Annotated in this window: 11 protein-coding genes and 1 pseudogene; 5 read left to right on the top strand and 7 right to left on the bottom strand. The window is 70.9% G+C overall.

Going from position 1 to position 15646, the window contains the following annotated elements:
* Positions 1 to 82: 82 nt before the first annotated feature.
* The 4 genes from AC5P09_RS48980 to AC5P09_RS48965 all read right to left on the bottom strand — a co-directional run bounded on the left by AC5P09_RS48980 (position 83) and on the right by AC5P09_RS48965 (position 7369).
* Complete coding sequence (locus AC5P09_RS48980; RefSeq protein WP_493880151.1) at positions 83 to 835, bottom strand: class I SAM-dependent methyltransferase; 753 nt, start codon at positions 833 to 835, stop codon at positions 83 to 85.
* A 28-nt stretch (positions 836 to 863) separates the two neighbouring features.
* Positions 864 to 6065: a family 43 glycosylhydrolase gene (locus AC5P09_RS48975; protein ID WP_493880150.1), complete on the bottom strand. Its 5202-nt coding sequence runs from the start codon at positions 6063 to 6065 to the stop codon at positions 864 to 866.
* A 204-nt stretch (positions 6066 to 6269) separates the two neighbouring features.
* Positions 6270 to 6965, bottom strand: coding sequence for a LuxR C-terminal-related transcriptional regulator (locus AC5P09_RS48970; protein WP_493880149.1), 696 nt, complete (start codon positions 6963 to 6965; stop codon positions 6270 to 6272).
* Between the two features lie 239 nt (positions 6966 to 7204).
* Positions 7205 to 7369: a hypothetical protein gene (locus AC5P09_RS48965; protein WP_493880148.1), complete on the bottom strand. Its 165-nt coding sequence runs from the start codon at positions 7367 to 7369 to the stop codon at positions 7205 to 7207.
* A gap of 209 nt (positions 7370 to 7578) precedes the next feature.
* Between AC5P09_RS48965 and AC5P09_RS48960 the strand changes: the two genes are divergently transcribed.
* Together AC5P09_RS48960 and AC5P09_RS48955 are read left to right on the top strand one after the other, a co-directional pair.
* Positions 7579 to 9969 (top strand): molybdopterin oxidoreductase family protein, encoded by a 2391-nt coding sequence (locus AC5P09_RS48960; RefSeq protein WP_493880147.1) that lies wholly within the window; start codon positions 7579 to 7581, stop codon positions 9967 to 9969.
* The gene (locus AC5P09_RS48955; protein ID WP_493880146.1) at positions 9966 to 10457 is read left to right on the top strand and encodes a hypothetical protein; all 492 of its coding nucleotides are present in this window, start codon (positions 9966 to 9968) and stop codon (positions 10455 to 10457) included. The genes AC5P09_RS48960 and AC5P09_RS48955 overlap by 4 nt, the downstream gene beginning before the upstream one ends.
* Before the next feature lie 32 nt (positions 10458 to 10489).
* Here the strand turns inward: AC5P09_RS48955 and AC5P09_RS48950 are convergent, their stop codons facing one another.
* On the bottom strand, positions 10490 to 11143 hold the full coding sequence (locus tag AC5P09_RS48950; RefSeq protein ID WP_493880145.1) for a response regulator transcription factor: 654 nt from the start codon (positions 11141 to 11143) through the stop codon (positions 10490 to 10492).
* A complete protein-coding gene (locus AC5P09_RS48945; RefSeq protein WP_493880144.1) occupies positions 11131 to 12318 on the bottom strand; it encodes a sensor histidine kinase in 1188 nt (395 codons plus the stop codon). The genes AC5P09_RS48950 and AC5P09_RS48945 overlap by 13 nt, the downstream gene beginning before the upstream one ends.
* Before the next feature lie 136 nt (positions 12319 to 12454).
* Here AC5P09_RS48945 and AC5P09_RS48940 point away from each other — a divergent pair, with 136 nt between their 5' ends.
* Positions 12455 to 14026: an alpha/beta hydrolase gene (locus tag AC5P09_RS48940; RefSeq protein WP_493880143.1), complete on the top strand. Its 1572-nt coding sequence runs from the start codon at positions 12455 to 12457 to the stop codon at positions 14024 to 14026.
* Between the two features lie 164 nt (positions 14027 to 14190).
* Positions 14191 to 15102, top strand: coding sequence for an expansin EXLX1 family cellulose-binding protein (locus AC5P09_RS48935; RefSeq protein WP_493880142.1), 912 nt, complete (start codon positions 14191 to 14193; stop codon positions 15100 to 15102).
* Positions 15103 to 15157: 55 nt separating this feature from the next.
* On the opposite strand, the gene AC5P09_RS48930 is transcribed toward AC5P09_RS48935, so the two are convergent.
* Positions 15158 to 15355, bottom strand: coding sequence for an SRPBCC family protein (locus AC5P09_RS48930; protein ID WP_493880141.1), 198 nt, complete (start codon positions 15353 to 15355; stop codon positions 15158 to 15160).
* A 4-nt stretch (positions 15356 to 15359) separates the two neighbouring features.
* Between AC5P09_RS48930 and AC5P09_RS48925 the strand changes: the two are divergent.
* Positions 15360 to 15641 (top strand): annotated as a pseudogene (locus AC5P09_RS48925) (hypothetical protein); the annotation flags it as partial.
* Between the last annotated feature and the right edge of the window lie 5 nt (positions 15642 to 15646).

Here is a 15646-nt window from a genome sequence, read left to right as displayed (position 1 = left end):
AAGTCTGGGGGAGCGCCCAAGACCGTTCGGGGCGTGCGGCTGAGCGGACTCACTCCTGCTCAGTCCACAGGAACGGTTGCGGTCAGTCGCCGTACGGCCGCCAGGAGCGGGGGCGGGAGGAGACGCGGACGGGGCGGACCGCCCGGAAGACCCGGTAGGAGGCGTGGTTGTCCTCGCCCGGCGCGTCGAGGACCTCGACGCCCTCGACGCGCAGCCCGTGCTCGGCGAGCAGGTCCGTCCAGAGCTCCGGGGTGAGCACCCACATCCGGACGGTCGTCTCGCCGCCGCCGGCGAGCGAAAGGATCTCGGGCCGGGACGCGAGGACGGACGAGGGACCGTCGCCGTGCGAGTTGGTGTGGAGCACGGTGAAACACAGCGTCCCGCCCGGCCTGAGCGCACCGGCCAGGGCAGGCAGCAGCCGACGGGGATCGATGTACGGGACGGCGTTGACGGAGTAGATGACGTCGTACGGCTCGGACGCACGCAGGTGCTCGACGGCGTCGGCCCGGACCAGCCGCAGGCCGGGCAGCGACCCGTAACGGGCGCGGGCCCGCTCGTACTGGCTCGGCGAGGAGTCGACCGCGTCCACGCGGGCGCCGTGGGCGCGCACGAGGTGCGCGGCGTGCCGGGCCGGACCGCAGCCGAGGTCGAGGACGCGCCGGCCCGACAGCTCGCCGAGGATCTCGGCACCCGGGCCGGTGTCCCGGATGCCCCAGTCGAGCCGCTCCACCTCGGGCAGGACCGTGCCGCGCCGCAGGTGGTGGGTGCCGTACGCCTGCCAGGCGTCGGCGTTGACCGACTCGGCCTCCTCCGAGTCGGGGTGGTGGTCCGTCAAGATGCCTCCTGGGTAACCCCTGCTCGACCTACGGTCGGTGGCCGCCGACGGTGATGAAGCCAGTGGTCTTCGTCGCCGTGGCGTTGTCGTAGACCACGTCACCGGTGGACTTCTTCCAGATCTCGATGCGGAAGGTGTCCGGGCCGTCCGTGGCGGTGACACGGAAACCGTAGCCAGCCGTGCCGCCCAGCGTGCCGGATCCCTGGTAAACGGCGCGGGTTCCGGTGACCACCAGCCAGTCGGAGCCGGTGGAGCGGAACTTCAGCCGGGCCGCGCCGAAGTCGAAGGTCGCCGTCCCGGACGGGACGGTGGCGCCCTTCTTGTAGTCGGCGGCGAAGGAGAAGGCGGCCTTGCCGGTCAGTGCGGGCCCGGCGGGGTAGGCGCCGACGGGCGAGGTGAGGACACCGACTCCGGCCGCGGGGCCGGCGCTCCGGTCGTAGATGACCAGGTCGGGCAGGGTCGTACGGTCGAAGCCGCCGTCGTCGTCGGTCACCGTGACCACGGGCCGGCGGATTCCGGCCGTGGTGTAGGTGTGGGATGCCGCGCAACCGGAGGCGGTGACGGTGCCCGCCGTCGGCTCGGTGCCGTCCTTCCAGTCGACCGTGCAGGTGTGGGTGTCACCCGCGCCGGGGTCATCGAACGTGGTGGTGACGTCCGTACGGCGGCCCGCCGCGACGGGTGACTTCGGGCCCTCGGCGGAGGTGATCGCCGGGGCCGCGTTGGCGACGGCGACGGTGGCCGTGTCGCTGCTGCGGCCGCCGGTGAGGGTGACCTCGTAGCTGCCGTCGTCCGTGCAGGTGAGCGTGGTCCGGGCCGCCCCGGCGTCCGCGAACGTGCAAGGCGCACCCTGCTCGACCGTCCACTTCGGGGCGCCCGCACCCGACACGGTGCCGTCGATCCGGATCGCGTCGCCCTCGGTGCCGTCGGCGTCGGCGCCCGCGTGGACGACGGTGACCGGGTCGATGCTCGTCAGGGTCGGGACGACCTTCTTGATCAGGCCGTCGGAGTCGAACTCCAGCTTGTCGACGGTGGTTTCGCGGTGGGTGCCGTCACCGCCGGGGATCGCGAAGCGGTGGTAGGCGATGTACCAGTCGTCCGTGCCGGGGACGTCCACCACGGAGTGGTGGCCGGGGCCCTTGATACCGAGCGAGAGGTCCTTCTCCAGGATGATGCCCTGCTTGGTCCACGGGCCGGTGGGGGAGGGGCCGGTGGCGTAGGCGACGCGGTAGTTCTCGTCGCGGGTGTCGTTCTCCGACCACATGAAGTAGTAGGTGCCCTTGCGCTTGATGACGAAGGAGCCCTCGTTGTAGCCGCTCGGGGTGATGTTCTTGATCTTCGAGGTGTCGAGGGACGTCATGTCGTCGTTCAGCGGGACGACGTAGGCGCGGCCGTTGCCGAAGTAGAGGTACGACGTGCCGTCGTCGTCCGTGAAGACCGCCGGGTCGATCATCTGGCCGGTCAACTGGCCCGCCTTGAGCAGCGGTTGGCCCAGAGGATCCTTGAACGGGCCGGTGGGCGAGTCGGAGACCGCGACGCCGATGTTCGCGTCGGCGCTGAAGTAGAAGTAGTACTTCCCGTTCTTCTCGGCCATCGTCGGTGCCCAGGCCCTGCTGTCGGCCCAGCTGACGTCCGGTCCCAGGTCGAGGATGACGCCGTGGTCCTTCCAGTGGACCAGGTCGGTGGAGGAGTACGCCTTGAACTGCGTCCCGCTCCAGCCAGGGAAGCCGTCGGTGGTCGGGTAGAGGTAGAAGGTGTCGCCGAACCTGACGATGTTCGGGTCGGCGTTGAGCCCCGGCAGGACCGGGCTCTTCATGACCAGTGCCGTGACCGTCCAGGTGCGCTTGGCGCCGTCCGAGCCGGTCACCTCGTACGTCACCGGCTCGGTGAAGTCGCGCAGTGTGCCGGAGGCGGGGCTGATGGACGCGCCGTGGGCGAGGGTGAACTCCGGTGCCAGGGCGGTGAGATCGCTGCCCTCGGCCAGCGGCAGGGTGATCCTGCTGCCCGCGTCGTCGATGATCGCGTCGGTCTTCAGCGCGGGGTGGGTCGCCGCGGCGATGCCCGTGGTGTTGCCGCTGAGCTCCAGGACCTCGGTGGGCGACAGGGCCCGGTTGTAGATCCGGAAGTCGTCGACCTCGCCGCCGAAGTAGGGGTCCGGGGAGTACAGGGACTTGCCGATGTAGCCGGAGTAGCCCTTGGCGGGGTCGTAGAGCTCCGACGGCTTGATGGTGACCCCGGTGGCCCGGGCCGCCTCGATGCCGTTGACGTAGAGGACCGCGGTCTCGGTCGCGCTGTCCACGGTGACGGTGACGTGCTGCCACTCACCGGGGGTGAGCCGGGAGCCCGCCGTCATCTGCTTCTCGCCCGACCAGGTGGCCTTCGTGATCGCGGAGAAGAGCTTGCCGCCGCCGTTGGAGGGGGAGGCGAAGAGGTACTTGTTGCTGTCGGGACCCAGGCCGAAGAGCCACTGGAAGTTGTCCCCGCCCTTCCACTTGACGTGGGTGGAGACGGTGACGCTGTCGGCGTCCTTCAGGACGCCGTTGGGGATTCTGACGTACGGCGAGGTGGTCGAGCTGCTGGTACCGCCGGACATCTTGAACGAGCCGCCGTCCACGCCGGTCCCGAAGTCGGGCGTCCGCACGTAAGTGCCGTGGTAGCCGTGGCCGCTGGAGTCGCGGGCGATGTTGCCGCCGGTCTCGTCGAAGTCGTAGTCCAGGAGGAGATCGGCGGGGACGTCGGGGCCTTCGGCGGAGACCGTGACCTCGGCCTTCAGGGTGACCCCCTCGGGCAGGGCGCCCGTCACCGTGAAGGTGCCGGCCTGGGCGTACGCGGATTCCGGTACGTCCGCCCAGTCGACGGAGACGGGACGCTCGACGCCGTCGGCGTACTTCGCGATCACCGTGGCCGGCAGGACCGGGGCTTCGCCGGTCCGCGTCTTCACCGCGATGTCCTCGACGCTCTCGACGAGTTGGTCCGGCTGGTAGGCGCGCAGCAGGCGGTCGTACTCGGCCTGGGTGACCGGGAGTACGGTGCCGTGGCGGGGCTTGGCGGGCAGGTCGTAGCCGGTGGACGGGGTCCAGGTGCCGGAGTCGAGGTCCGTCGTCTCGAACGGGATGTAGCCGCGACCGCCGAACTCGTCGAGGAACGCGTACCACTTCTCCTCGGTGTTGGACTTGAACACCAGGGGCCCTTCGGCGGCGCTCATCGCGCCCTTGCCGATACCCTCGGCGACCGCGGTCCAGGACGTGTCCAGGAGTGAGTCGCTCTTCTCCTCGAAGATGAACTTGCTGTTGGGCGTGGAAGAGGTGTTGTTCCGCTCGTCCTTCGACAGTCGGAAGTACGTTCCGTCGTGCTGGATCACCGTGGAGTCGATGACCGAGTAGCCGCGGTCGATCCACACCTTGGGCTCGCTGAAGGTGTGGAAGTCACGGGTCGTCGCGTACATCATGCGGTTGTACGTGTCGCCGGAGTGCGCCTCGTTGTCGTACAGCTTCGACGCCCAGAAGACCACGTACGCGCCGAGCTTCGCGTCGTAGTACGCCTCCGGTGCCCAGGTGTTGCCCGCGCTGTCCGGGGAGACCTTCACCAGGCGCTGGTCGGTCCAGTGCACGAGGTCCGTGGACTCCCAGACCATGATCGACTTGCTGCCGGTGCGCTGGGAGGCGTCCCAGTCGCCGTTGCCGTAGATCCTCAGGTCGGTGGCGATCTGGTAGAACTTGTCGCCCTCGGGGGAGCGGATGATGAACGGGTCGCGCAGGCCCTTCTCACCGAGCGTGGAGGTCAGGACGGGCTTGCCGTCGTTCAACTCCCGCCACTTCAAAGGGTCGTTGCCCTTGCTGAGGGCCGCGTAGAGCTGCTCGCCGTCGGCGGTGCCCTCGCCGGTGAAGTAGCTGAACATGTAGCCCTTGAGGGCCTGCTTCGCGGGGAGTTCGGGGACCTTGGCCGTGAAGGTGCGGGTGGCCGTGGCCTCGCCCTTGGTGACGGTCGCGGTCAGGTCGACGGTGGTGGCGCCGTCGCCGTGCGCGGGGCGGTGGACCGTGCCGTCGGCGGCGACCACGTCCGGCCGCGCGGAGGACCAGGTGACGTGCGTGCCGTAGGCGCCGTCCGCGGGGAGGGTGAGGTTTCCGCGCACGTCGTCGAGGTTGTGGACGCTCAGCGCCTCGGCGGCCTGCCGGGTGGCGGTCTCGTCGTCGAAGGCGGCGGGGACCGTGACGTCGAAGGACTTGGTGGCGGTCACGGTGCCCTTCTTGAGGGTCGCCGTGAGCGTGGCGTGGCCGTCCGGTTCGCCGGCGGCCGGGCGGGTCACTCTGCCGGTCTCCGACACCACGGCAGGGTTGTCGCTCGCCCAGCCGATCGTGGAGCCGCCGGCGGGGCCGGTCTTCGGCAGGTCGAGGTCGGCGGTGACCGCGCTGGTGTCGCCGAGGGTGAGGGCGCTCTTGTCGTCGGCGACGCCCTGGGCGGCGACGGGGAGGGCGAGTTGCTCGACCTCGGTGTCGGCGAGCGCCCGGTCGTACACCCGGAAGTCGCGCATCCGGCCCTTGAACAGCTTGTCGCCGGAGTACACGGACTTGCCGATGTGGTTGGCGGTGGTGCTGCCGGAGCCGATGGCGCCGGGAGTGATGGTGACGGAGGTGTTGCGGGCCACCTCGACGCCGTCCTCGTAGAGCACGCCGGTGGTGCCGGTCTGCGTGTACGTGACGTGCTTCCACGCGGCGCGGGTCAGGTTGTGGGAGTCGGCGGGCCGGGTGGTCTGTTCCGTCGACCAGTTGCCGGTGGCGATGGAGGTGCGGAAGGAGTTGCCCGTGGTGAACAGGTAGCCATTGCCGTTACTGCCGCTGGAGTTGCCGAAGCCGTAGAGGAAGTACGGGGTGGTCTGGGCGGAGTCGATCAGTACGTCCATCGAGACGGTGATCGCGTCCATGCCCTTCATGACGTCGTCCGGGACCTTGATGGAGGTGTCGGAGCCGTTGAACGCGAGCCCTTGGCCGGAGGCGGACCAGCCGGGGGTGCCGTTGACCGTGCCGGTCCGGCCGTTGCCGGAGGCGTCGGTGGCGGTGGTGCCCGAGGTGGCGTCGAGTTTGTACCAGAGGGCGAGGCCGTCGGTGATCTCCGCGGTCTCGGCGGCCCGCACCGGAGTTCCGGCGAGGCCCAGCAACAGTGACGCGGCGGTCAGTCCGGCGAGTCGGCCCGCCCAACGTCTCGCGCGGCCGTGGAGTCGTGCGCTGTACGTCATGTGGAGTTCCCCTGCTGAGACACGGTGGGCGAAGGGGCCTCGGCCAGGGGCGCCCCGCTGTTTCGACTGTGTGACGTCGTGTTGCGAGAGTGTCAATCGGGGCGTGCGGCAGCGTCAAGAGTTTTCGAACGATGTCCGGCGGGTCGAACGATCTGATGGGGCGAGGCTGCTGGGGAGGAGGGCTCGAACCGGGCCGGCTCGATGTCAGGCCGGCCGGACCAGGCCGGACTCGTAGGCGAAGACCACGGCTTGCACCCGGGCGCGGGCGCCGATCTTGCCGAGGATGTTGCTGACGTGGGACTTGACGGTGGTCGGGGCGATCGACAGCCGCGTGGCAATCTCCGTGTTGGACCAACCGGAGGCGACGGCGACCAGGACGTCGCGTTCGCGCTCGGTGAGGGCGTCGAGTCCGATTTGCCGCTCCGTCGGGCGGCCGGGGCGCTGCTGGCGTACGGCGTCGATGAGCGCGCGGGTCACGCCGGGGGTGATGACGGCGTCTCCGGTCGCGACGATGCGGACGGCGGCGGTCAGTTCGTCCGGGGTGGCGTCCTGGAGGAGGAACCCGCGGGCTCCGGCGCGCAGCGCGGCGTAGGCGTACTCGTCGCGGCCGGTGCTGGTCAGGATCAGTACCTGCGGGGGTTTCCGTACGGCTCGAACGGAGCCGGAGGGGTGGGGGAGTGCGGGGGCCCGGGCGATGCGGCGGATGGTGTCGATGCCGTCGGTGTCGGGCACGCGGGAGTCCATCAGGACGACGTCCGGGCGCAGTTCGGTGCTCAGGCGGATCGCCTCGAATCCGCCGGAGGCCTCGTCGACGACGGTCAGGTCGGGCTGGGCCGCGAGGAGCATCCGGAAGCCGAGGCGTTGCAGGGCCTGGCCGTGGACCACGAGTACGGAAGGCATACCGGGTGCACCCTTCTCATCCTGAACGAAACTGTTTCGTTCACGTGGGAAGGCTAACTCTCGCGACTATCGAAACGGTGCCGTTTTCGTTGTGGTGTGGGTCTCATTTCGGTGGCTTCAGGTCCCGGATGACGGCCGGTTCGGCGTGGGTCTGCGGGGTCCCGCGGGTCAAGGGAGCGTTGGCAGTGCGTTGCGTGCGGCGATGCGGCCGACGGCTTCCGTGTCGATGTGCACGGTGGTCAGAGCGGGCGAGAACAGCGTCGGTGCGGGGTGTCGTCGAACCCGACGACGGCGAGGTCGTCGTTGTAGGCGAGGACGGCCGTCACCTCCGGGTGTGCGGCGCGGAAGGACCGCAGCCGCTCGGCACTCTCACGGTGCCCCGTCGGCACAGCGGAGTTCGGCATGCCGCTCGGCGGGGGTGCGCTTCGCCGGTGACAGGGCCCGACCTCGACGGGTTGGCCGTGCTCGCCGACTCCACCGGCGAACGAACCCCTTCGCCCGGACGGGCGGCTTTCGACCGCGCCGATGCATGGCGGAGCGGGTCCCGCGTGGTGCGGGATCGTGAGTGCGGGGTACTCAGTGGCCCAGCGGCTCGCCCGATGGAGGTGTGATCGTGGTGGACGAGGCTGATCGCATAAAGAACCCGTGGGGCGCCCGTACCCCCTACGGCCCCGGAGCCCCGTGGCCCCCGCGCACCGACGCCCACCTGGCGCCCGGAGTCGCCGAGGACGAGGTGGAGCGGTGGGTGCCGTCCGCCTCACTGCTGCACTCCAACGGCGACGCCATGGACATCGCCGTGCGCCAGGGACGGATCGTGGGCGTGCGCGGCCGTGCCACCGACCGGGTCAACCGCGGCCGGCTCGGCCCGAAGGACCTTTACGGATGGCAGGCGAACGCCTCGCCGGACCGGCTGACCCGCCCGCTGGTGCGCGAAGGCGGCCGGCTGGTGGAGAGCGACTGGGACACCGCGATGGGCCGGATCGTGGCCCGCTCGAAGGACCTGCTGGAGCGGCACGGGCCGGGCTCGATCGGCTTCTACACCACCGGGCAGCTGTTCCTGGAGGAGTACTACACCCTGGCGGTGCTCGCCCGGGCCGGCATCGGCACCAACCACCTGGACGGCAACACCCGCCTGTGCACGGCCACCGCCGCCGAGGCCCTCAAGCAGACGTTCGGCTGCGACGGGCAGCCCGGCTCCTACGAGGACATCGACCACGCCGATGTCATCGCCCTGTTCGGGCACAACATGGCCGAGACCCAGACCGTGCTGTGGACCCGCGTCCTGGACCGGCTGGCGGGCGCCGAGCCGCCCCGTCTGGTCTGCGTCGACCCGCGCCACACGCCGGTGGCCCGGCAGGCGGCCGTACACCTGGCCCCGCGGGCGGGGACGAACCTGGCCCTGCTCAACGCGCTGCTGCACGAGATCATCCGCACCGACCGGATCGACCGCGGCTACCTCGACGCGCACACCGTCGGCTTCGCCGAACTGGCCGCCGGGGTCGAGCGGTGCACCCCACAATGGGCGGCCCGGATCTGCGACGTACCCGCCGCGTCGATCGAGCACGCGGCGGAGATCATCGGTGGCGCCGAGCGGCTGCTGTCCACGGTCCTGCAAGGCGTCTACCAGTCCCACCAGGCCACCGCGGCCGCCGTCCAGGTCAACAACCTGCATCTCGTCCGGGGCATGCTGGGCCGCCCCGGGTGCGGAGTGCTGCAGATGAACGGCCAGCCCAGCGCACAGAACACCCGCGAGTGCGGCGCCGACGGCGACCTGCCGGGCTTCCGGAACTGGCAGAACGACCAGCACGTCGCCGACCTGGCCCGGGTGTGGAACGTGACCCCGGAGCGCATCCCGCACTACGCGCCGCCCACACACGCGATGCAGATCTTCCGCTACGCCGAGCAGGGCTCGATCGGGATGCTGTGGATCACCGGGACCAACCCGGCCGTCTCCCTGCCCGAACTCTCCCGCATCCGCTCCATCCTGGCCAAGGAGGAGCTGTTCGTGGTGGCCCAGGACCTGTTCGCGACCGAGACCGCACAACTGGCCGACGTGGTCCTGCCCGCGGCGACCTGGGGCGAGAAGACCGGCGTCCTCACCAACGCCGACCGCACCGTGCACCTGTCCGAGAAGGCCGTCGAACCGCCGGGCGAGGCCCGCCCCGACCTGGACATCTTCCTCGACTACGCCGCCCGCATGGACTTCCGTGACAAGGACGGCGACCCGCTGATCGCCTGGCACGACCCGGAGTCCGCGTTCCGGGCCTGGCAGCGGTGCAGCGCCGGCCGCCCGTGCGACTACACCGGTCTCAGCTACGACCGCCTGCGCGAGGGCAGTGGTATCCAGTGGCCCTGCACCGAACGCGCCCCCGAGGGCACCGCGCGCCTCTACACCGACGGGATCACCTGGGCGGACCCGGACACCTGCGAGAGCTACGGCAAGGACCTGGTCACGGGAGCGTCCGTCGAGGAGGTCGAGTACCGGTCCCGCAACCCGCACGGCCGGGCGGTCGTCAAGGCGGCCGAGTACCTTCCGCCTCACGAGGACACCTCCCCGGACTTCCCCCTCCAGCTGATCACCGGCCGTACCGTCCACCACTTCCACACCCGGACGAAGACCGGCCGGGCCCCCGAACTGAACGCCGCCGCCCCCGACGTCTGGGCCGAGCTGTCGCCCAACGAGGCTGCCCACCAAGGCCTGTCCGACGGTGATCTGGTCCAGGTCGGCACGCCTCGCGGCGCGGTGCGCGCCCGGCTGCGCACCACCGGCATCCGGGACGGCGTCGTGTTCCTGCCCTTCCACTACGGCTACTGGGACACGCCCGCGGGGCACCGCCCGCCGGACCACTCCGCGGGCCGCGCCGCCAACGAGGGCACCGTCACCGACTGGGACCCGGTCTCGAAGCAGCCCCTGTTCAAGACCGCCGCGGCCCGCGTCACCCTCGTCGCCCGCCGTGACACCGGGGCCAGGAGCACCAGCGCGACGGCAGGGAGCAGGACATGACCGGTATCACCGCCACGCTCCGCGTCCTCCACGACGGTGAACGCACATTGGAGCGGGACCTGTTGACGGCCGCGGCGCGTCACCGCACCGAGCACGAGATCCACCATGTCGCGACGGACCTCTCCCGCTGGTCCCGTGAGCACGCCACCCGGCTCGCCGACGTGGGCCGCCACTACGACCTCGACCTGCCCGGCCCGCAGAGCGACGCCTCGCCCGGAGCGCTTACCGCGCTGAAGGAGAAGGCCGCCGAAGCCCTCGGCCGCCGTCCGGAGACCGGCCTGCTCCTCCTGTACGACCTGCGCGAACTGCACCTGGCCGCCACGCGGAACTCGCTGCACTGGGAGATGCTCGCTCAGGCCGCACAGGCCACCTCGGACGACCGTCTCCTCGGACTGGCCGGCGCCTGCCACCCGCAGACGCTGCGTCAGATGCGGTGGACCAACACCATGATCAAGGAACTCTCGCCGCAGGTGCTCGTCAGCGCGTGAGCTGGCCGGTGTGTGAGCTCGCCGGTGTGTGATCAGGGGTGTTGACGGTGGTCGAGGTAGGCGAGTACGGCCTGGACCCGCCGGTGACCGCTGTTGGCGGCGGGCAGGCCGAGCTTGGTGAAGATGCGCCCGACGTGTTTGTGGACGGCGTTGTCGGTGACGGCCAGTCGGTCGGAGATGGTGGCGTTGTCGTGTCCCTCGGCCATGAGGGCGAGCACTTGGTGTTCGCGCGGAGTGAGGTGGGACAGGGGGTCGTTGTCGCGGCGGAGGAGAAGCTGGGAGATGACCTCCGGGTCCATCGCGGTGCCCCCGGCGGCGACGCGGCGCAGCCCGTCGGTGAACTCCGCGATCCGGCTCACCCGGTCCTTGAGCAGGTAGCCGATGCCCCCTTGGCCGTCGGAGAGCAACTCCCGGGCGTACTCCCGCTCGACGTACTGCGACAGCACGAGCACCGGCAGACCCTCGTGGAGGCGGCGTGCCCGCAGGGCGGCGTGTATCCCCTCGTCCTTGAAGGAGGGCGGCAGCCGTACGTCGACGATCGTCACGTCGGGCCGGTGCTCGGCGACAGCGGCCAGGAAGGCGGGGCCGTCGCGGGTGACTGCGGCGACCTCGAAGCCCTTGGCGGCCAGGAGCAGCTCCAGGCCGCTGGACAGCAGCACGTTGTCCTCGGCGATCACGACCCGCACGGCACCTCCACGGCGACCGTGGTCGGTCCGCCCGGGGGACTGGTGACCCGGACGGTGCCGTCGAGGGCGAGCACGCGGCGGCGGATCCCGGCGATGCCGGTGCCCTGCGTCTCGTCCGCGCCGCCGATCCCGTCGTCGCTGACCCGGATCGACAGCCGGGCGCCCGTGCGTCGGACGTGTATGTCGGCCCGGGTGGCGCGGGCGTGTCTGGCCGTGTTGGTGAGTGCCTCGGCGACGACGAAGTAGGCCACCGACTCCGCCGCGGCCGGGGCCGCGTCCAGGGTGCCGACGTCGAGCCGGGCCGGCACGAGGGAGTCGGCGGCCAGCGCCGCCAGCGCTCCGCCCAGGCCGCGGTCGGCCAGGATCGGCGGATAGGTGGTGCGGACCACGGTGCGTAGCTCGGTCATGGCCTCCTCGACTCCCTCGTGCGCCTCCCGCAGCAGCCTGTTCATGCCCTCGGGAACATCCGTGAGCGACTCGCGGGCCACACCGAGCCGCACCGCGACGGCCACCAGCCGGGCCTGTACGCCGTCGTGCAGGTCACGCTCGATCCTTCGCAGTTCCGCCGCGTGGGCATCCAGTGCTCCCGCCCTGGTCCGGGTCAACACCTCGACCCGCTGCGCGAGTTGTTCGCTGGCCGACGGCGACAGCAGCGCCAGGCAGAGCCGGGCGTGCGCGCGGGCCAGCAGCGGGCCGCCCCACCAGGCCGCCGCGGTGAGAACCACAGCCTGTAACGGTGCCGCGGTCAGCGCGATCGCCCAGCCGTTCACCGGGATGTCCCCCTGCAGATGCGGCGTCGCCACCGCAGGAAGCGCCCACCACAGCGTCATGGCCCACACGGCCGTGAAAATGTTGCCCACGCACAACACGACGGCCAGGCCGAAAGGCAGCGCCGTGGACAGGTGCACCACCGGCCACAGCAGATCTCGGCGCGTGCCCGGATCGGTGCGCATCCGACGCCACCAGGCACGAGGTCCCCCGGGCGGGGCCGCGGGCCGAGCCGGAACCGCGACGCCGAGCAGCCTCCCGGCACGTCGCCGGTGCCGGTCCCCCCAGGCGCGCGCCGGAGCCGGCAGCAGGAGCAGCGGCAACGCGATGACGGTGCCGAGGGCGGTCAGCAGGCCACCGAACAGGTAGGCCGCACTGCGCAGCGGCTGTGCCCATCGTCTCGGCACGCCCGCCCCCTTCCGCCCGTCGGCCGAGTACTCAGTATCGGGGCACGGCGCCGACCGGGGGAGTACAGCTGGCTGTACCTTCGACCGGCAGTGGGCACCATTCTCCGGGTGCCGAGCCGGACCTAGCGTCGCGGTCATGACGAAGAAGACACGACTCGGCATCCTGGCGCGGTGGTTGGGCGCCCCCGGGGCCGCCGTGGCCCTGGCGGCCTCGGGCACCCCGGTGCTCGCCACCGACGACCCCACTGCGGGGCTCGCCGACTACCGTCGGCAACAGGTGAGTTGGGCGGACTGCAGGCAGGGAGCGGACGACGAACTGGGCGCCGGCCTGGACCGGGCCGGGGCCCGGTGCGCCCAGGTCACCGTGCCCCTCGACTACAGCCGGCCGCAGGGCCGGACGATCAAGATCGCCGTATCGCGGCTTCCGGCGGCCGATCCGGCCCGCCGGATCGGCACCATGGTGCTCAACCACGGCGGCCCCGGCGAGCCGACACTGGGCATGCCCTTGGAGACCCGCGCGCACATGGGCAAGGTCGGCGCACGGTACGACCTGATCGGGGTCGACCCACGCTTCGTGGGACGCAGCGCCCCGCTGGACTGCGGATGGCCCGTCGGCCTCTGGCTGCGCTCGGCCGGGACCGACCGGGCAGGCTTCGACCGCCAGGTCGCCTTCCACCAGGACCTCGCCGAACGATGCGCGCGTCGGCACGGCGATGTGCTGCCGCACGTCAACACCCGTAACACCGCCCGGGACATGGACATCGTCCGCGCCGCGCTGGGCGAGCGCCGGATCTCCTTCCTCGGCTATTCCTACGGCGCCTATCTCGGTGCCGTGTACGCGCAGATGTTCCCCGGACGGACCGACCGGATGGTGCTCGACAGCGCCGGCGATCCACGCCAGTGGGGCCCCAGGGCGCTGATCGGCAGGGAACCTTCCACCGAACGGGCCCTGAACGCCTGGGCGTCCTGGACCGCGGCACGACACCACGACTACGGGCTGGGCCATACCCGGCACGCGGTGCTCGCCACCGTCGAGCGAGTCGTCGAGGCGTCCACGACGCGTCCGCTGCCCGTCACCTCGTACGCGGACACGCTCGACGAGCATGTGGTGCCCTTCCTGGTCTCCGGCGGTGTCGGCACCGACGACGACCAAGAGCGTGCCGGGTTCGCGTCCACCGTGAGGGTGCTGAACAGGGCGGCGGAAGCGGCGACCGGGACGACGGTCGCCCCGAACCCGGAACTGGAGGCGTCTGTGCGGTTCCTCCTGGACGGCGCGAACTCACCCCTCGTCAGTCCTGCGGCCGCGATCATGTGCGGCGATGGCGCCGCCCCACGCGACCCGGAGGTCTACTGGGACGACATACAGCGCAGCCGGCACCGCCATCCCCTCTTCGGGCCGATCACCAACAACATCTCCCCCTGCGCCTTCTGGCCCGAACCGCCCCGCGAGCAGCCGACCGAGATCGCCAACCGGGCCGAGGCACTGATCGTCTCCGCCACCGGCGACACCGCGACCACCTACCGCGGCGCCCAGGCCATGCACCACCTGATGACCGGCTCCCGCCTGCTCACCCTGCGCGGAGCCATCGGCCACGGCATCTACGGCGAGTACGGCGAGTACGGCGACGACTGCGTCGACCAGAAGGTGAACGCCTACCTGGAGTCCGGAACACTCCCCACGAAGGGTCTGACATGCCTCAAGCCGTGATCGGAACCCGTGAGAAGCCCGCTGTCCCGACCGCGTAGTAGTCGCAGGCGGTCCGCTCTCGGCCCCACTGCTCCCCGGAACCGTGCTTGCCGCCATGCCCCGGGTCTGGCACGATCACTGCGCCCGTCGCCCACCGCAACGGTGGCGGTCGGCAAGGAGGTTCGGTGCACAGACGGTGGCTGTTCCTGTCGGCGGCCGCGGCGCTCATAGTCGTCGCCCTGGTCGCGGTGCTCCTCCCCGACGACGAGAGCGACGCCGGGCGTACCGCAGCCACGCCCGTGGCCGACGCCCCGGCGAAGGTCTCGCCCTCGGGGTCACCGTCCCCCTCCGACAGTGCGTCCACCGCGTCGGCGAAGCCCTCGGCCAAGGTCACCCCGCCGAAGGCCTCCGCCGGCGCGACCAGCGCGTCCGCGAAGCCGTCGCCCACGGACAGGCCGCAAGCGGCGTCCGCCGGCGCCCCGTTGGCGGGACGCATACGACCCGGCGTCACCTACGAGGGACTCGCGACCTTCTACGACTCGGACGGCGGGGGCGCGTGCCTGTACGACCCGAGCGGTGACGTCATGACCGGGGCGATGAACTCCACGGACTACGAGTCGGCCATGGCGTGCGGCGCGTACGTGTCCGTCCGCGCGGCCGACGGAACGTCCATCACGGTCCGTATCACCAACGAATGCCCGGGGGAGTGCGCACCCGGGCAGATCGACCTCAGCGCGGAGGCCTTCGCCGAACTCGCCGACCCCACGCTCGGCCGGATCGCGATCACGTGGAAGCTGGTGAGCCCCGACAGCTCCGGCACTATGTCCGTCCGGTACAAGACCGGGTCCAGCCGCTATTGGTGCGGCATCCAGGCGATAGGTCACCGGAATCCGGTGGCCCGGCTGGAGGTCCGGGCCGGCAGCGGCTGGCGTCAGCTGTCCCGTACCGACTACAACTACTTCATCTCCGAGGACGGCACCGGGTGCGGCGGCGCGATCAGGATCACCGACATCTTCGGTGAACGACTCACCGTCGACGGCATTGCGATCCGGCCCGACGTCGTGCAGCCCACCTCGGTCCAGTTCGCCAAGCACTGACGCTGCCGCTGCCGCCCGGGCATGTGGCCCACCGGCCGGAACATGCCGGGCCCTGTCACATCCAGTCGTCGGGGCCCGGGTCGCCGCCCTCTGCCCGTACGGTGAGGCGCTGCACGTAGTGCGTCCAGCCCTCCCTGTGCGCGGCGCAGGCTTCGGCGGACGGCAGGCCGCGATGGGCCAGGCGCAGCAGGGTGCCGTCGGCGACCGGTTCGAGGGTGATCTCGACGGTGCTGGAACCCGCGGGCACGGGCATGCCGTGGTCCAGCGAGACCGTCTACGCCATCACGGACCTGACCACCGAAGAAGCGAACGCGGCCGAGATCGCGTCTTGGGCGCGCGGGCACCGGACGGTGGAAAACACCGTCCACTGGGTCCGAGATGCTGTCTTCGGAGAAGACAAGTCCCCGGTCAGAACCCACAACGCGCCCGCCGTAACCGCCGCCGGACGCCGAGCCCACACCGACCGCCTAAGACCGACCGGCAAATGGTGCGGACGGGCGGCGGCCTACAGCTCAGATGCAAGGCAGGCACGGGCCTGAGTGAT

The sequence above is a fragment of the Streptomyces sp. a15 genome, from assembly GCF_059026085.1.
This window is presented reverse-complemented; position numbering and strand designations above follow the sequence as displayed.

Coding starts and splice junctions, on each gene's coding strand:
- AC5P09_RS48975 (WP_493880150.1), bottom strand. CDS start 6,065: ATGACGTACAGCGCACGACTCCACGGCCGCGCGAGACGTTGGGCGGGC.
- AC5P09_RS48970 (WP_493880149.1), bottom strand. CDS start 6,965: ATGCCTTCCGTACTCGTGGTCCACGGCCAGGCCCTGCAACGCCTCGGC.
- AC5P09_RS48965 (WP_493880148.1), bottom strand. CDS start 7,369: ATGCCGAACTCCGCTGTGCCGACGGGGCACCGTGAGAGTGCCGAGCGG.
- AC5P09_RS48955 (WP_493880146.1), top strand. CDS start 9,966: ATGACCGGTATCACCGCCACGCTCCGCGTCCTCCACGACGGTGAACGC.
- AC5P09_RS48940 (WP_493880143.1), top strand. CDS start 12,455: ATGACGAAGAAGACACGACTCGGCATCCTGGCGCGGTGGTTGGGCGCC.
- AC5P09_RS48930 (WP_493880141.1), bottom strand. CDS start 15,355: ATGCCCGTGCCCGCGGGTTCCAGCACCGTCGAGATCACCCTCGAACCG.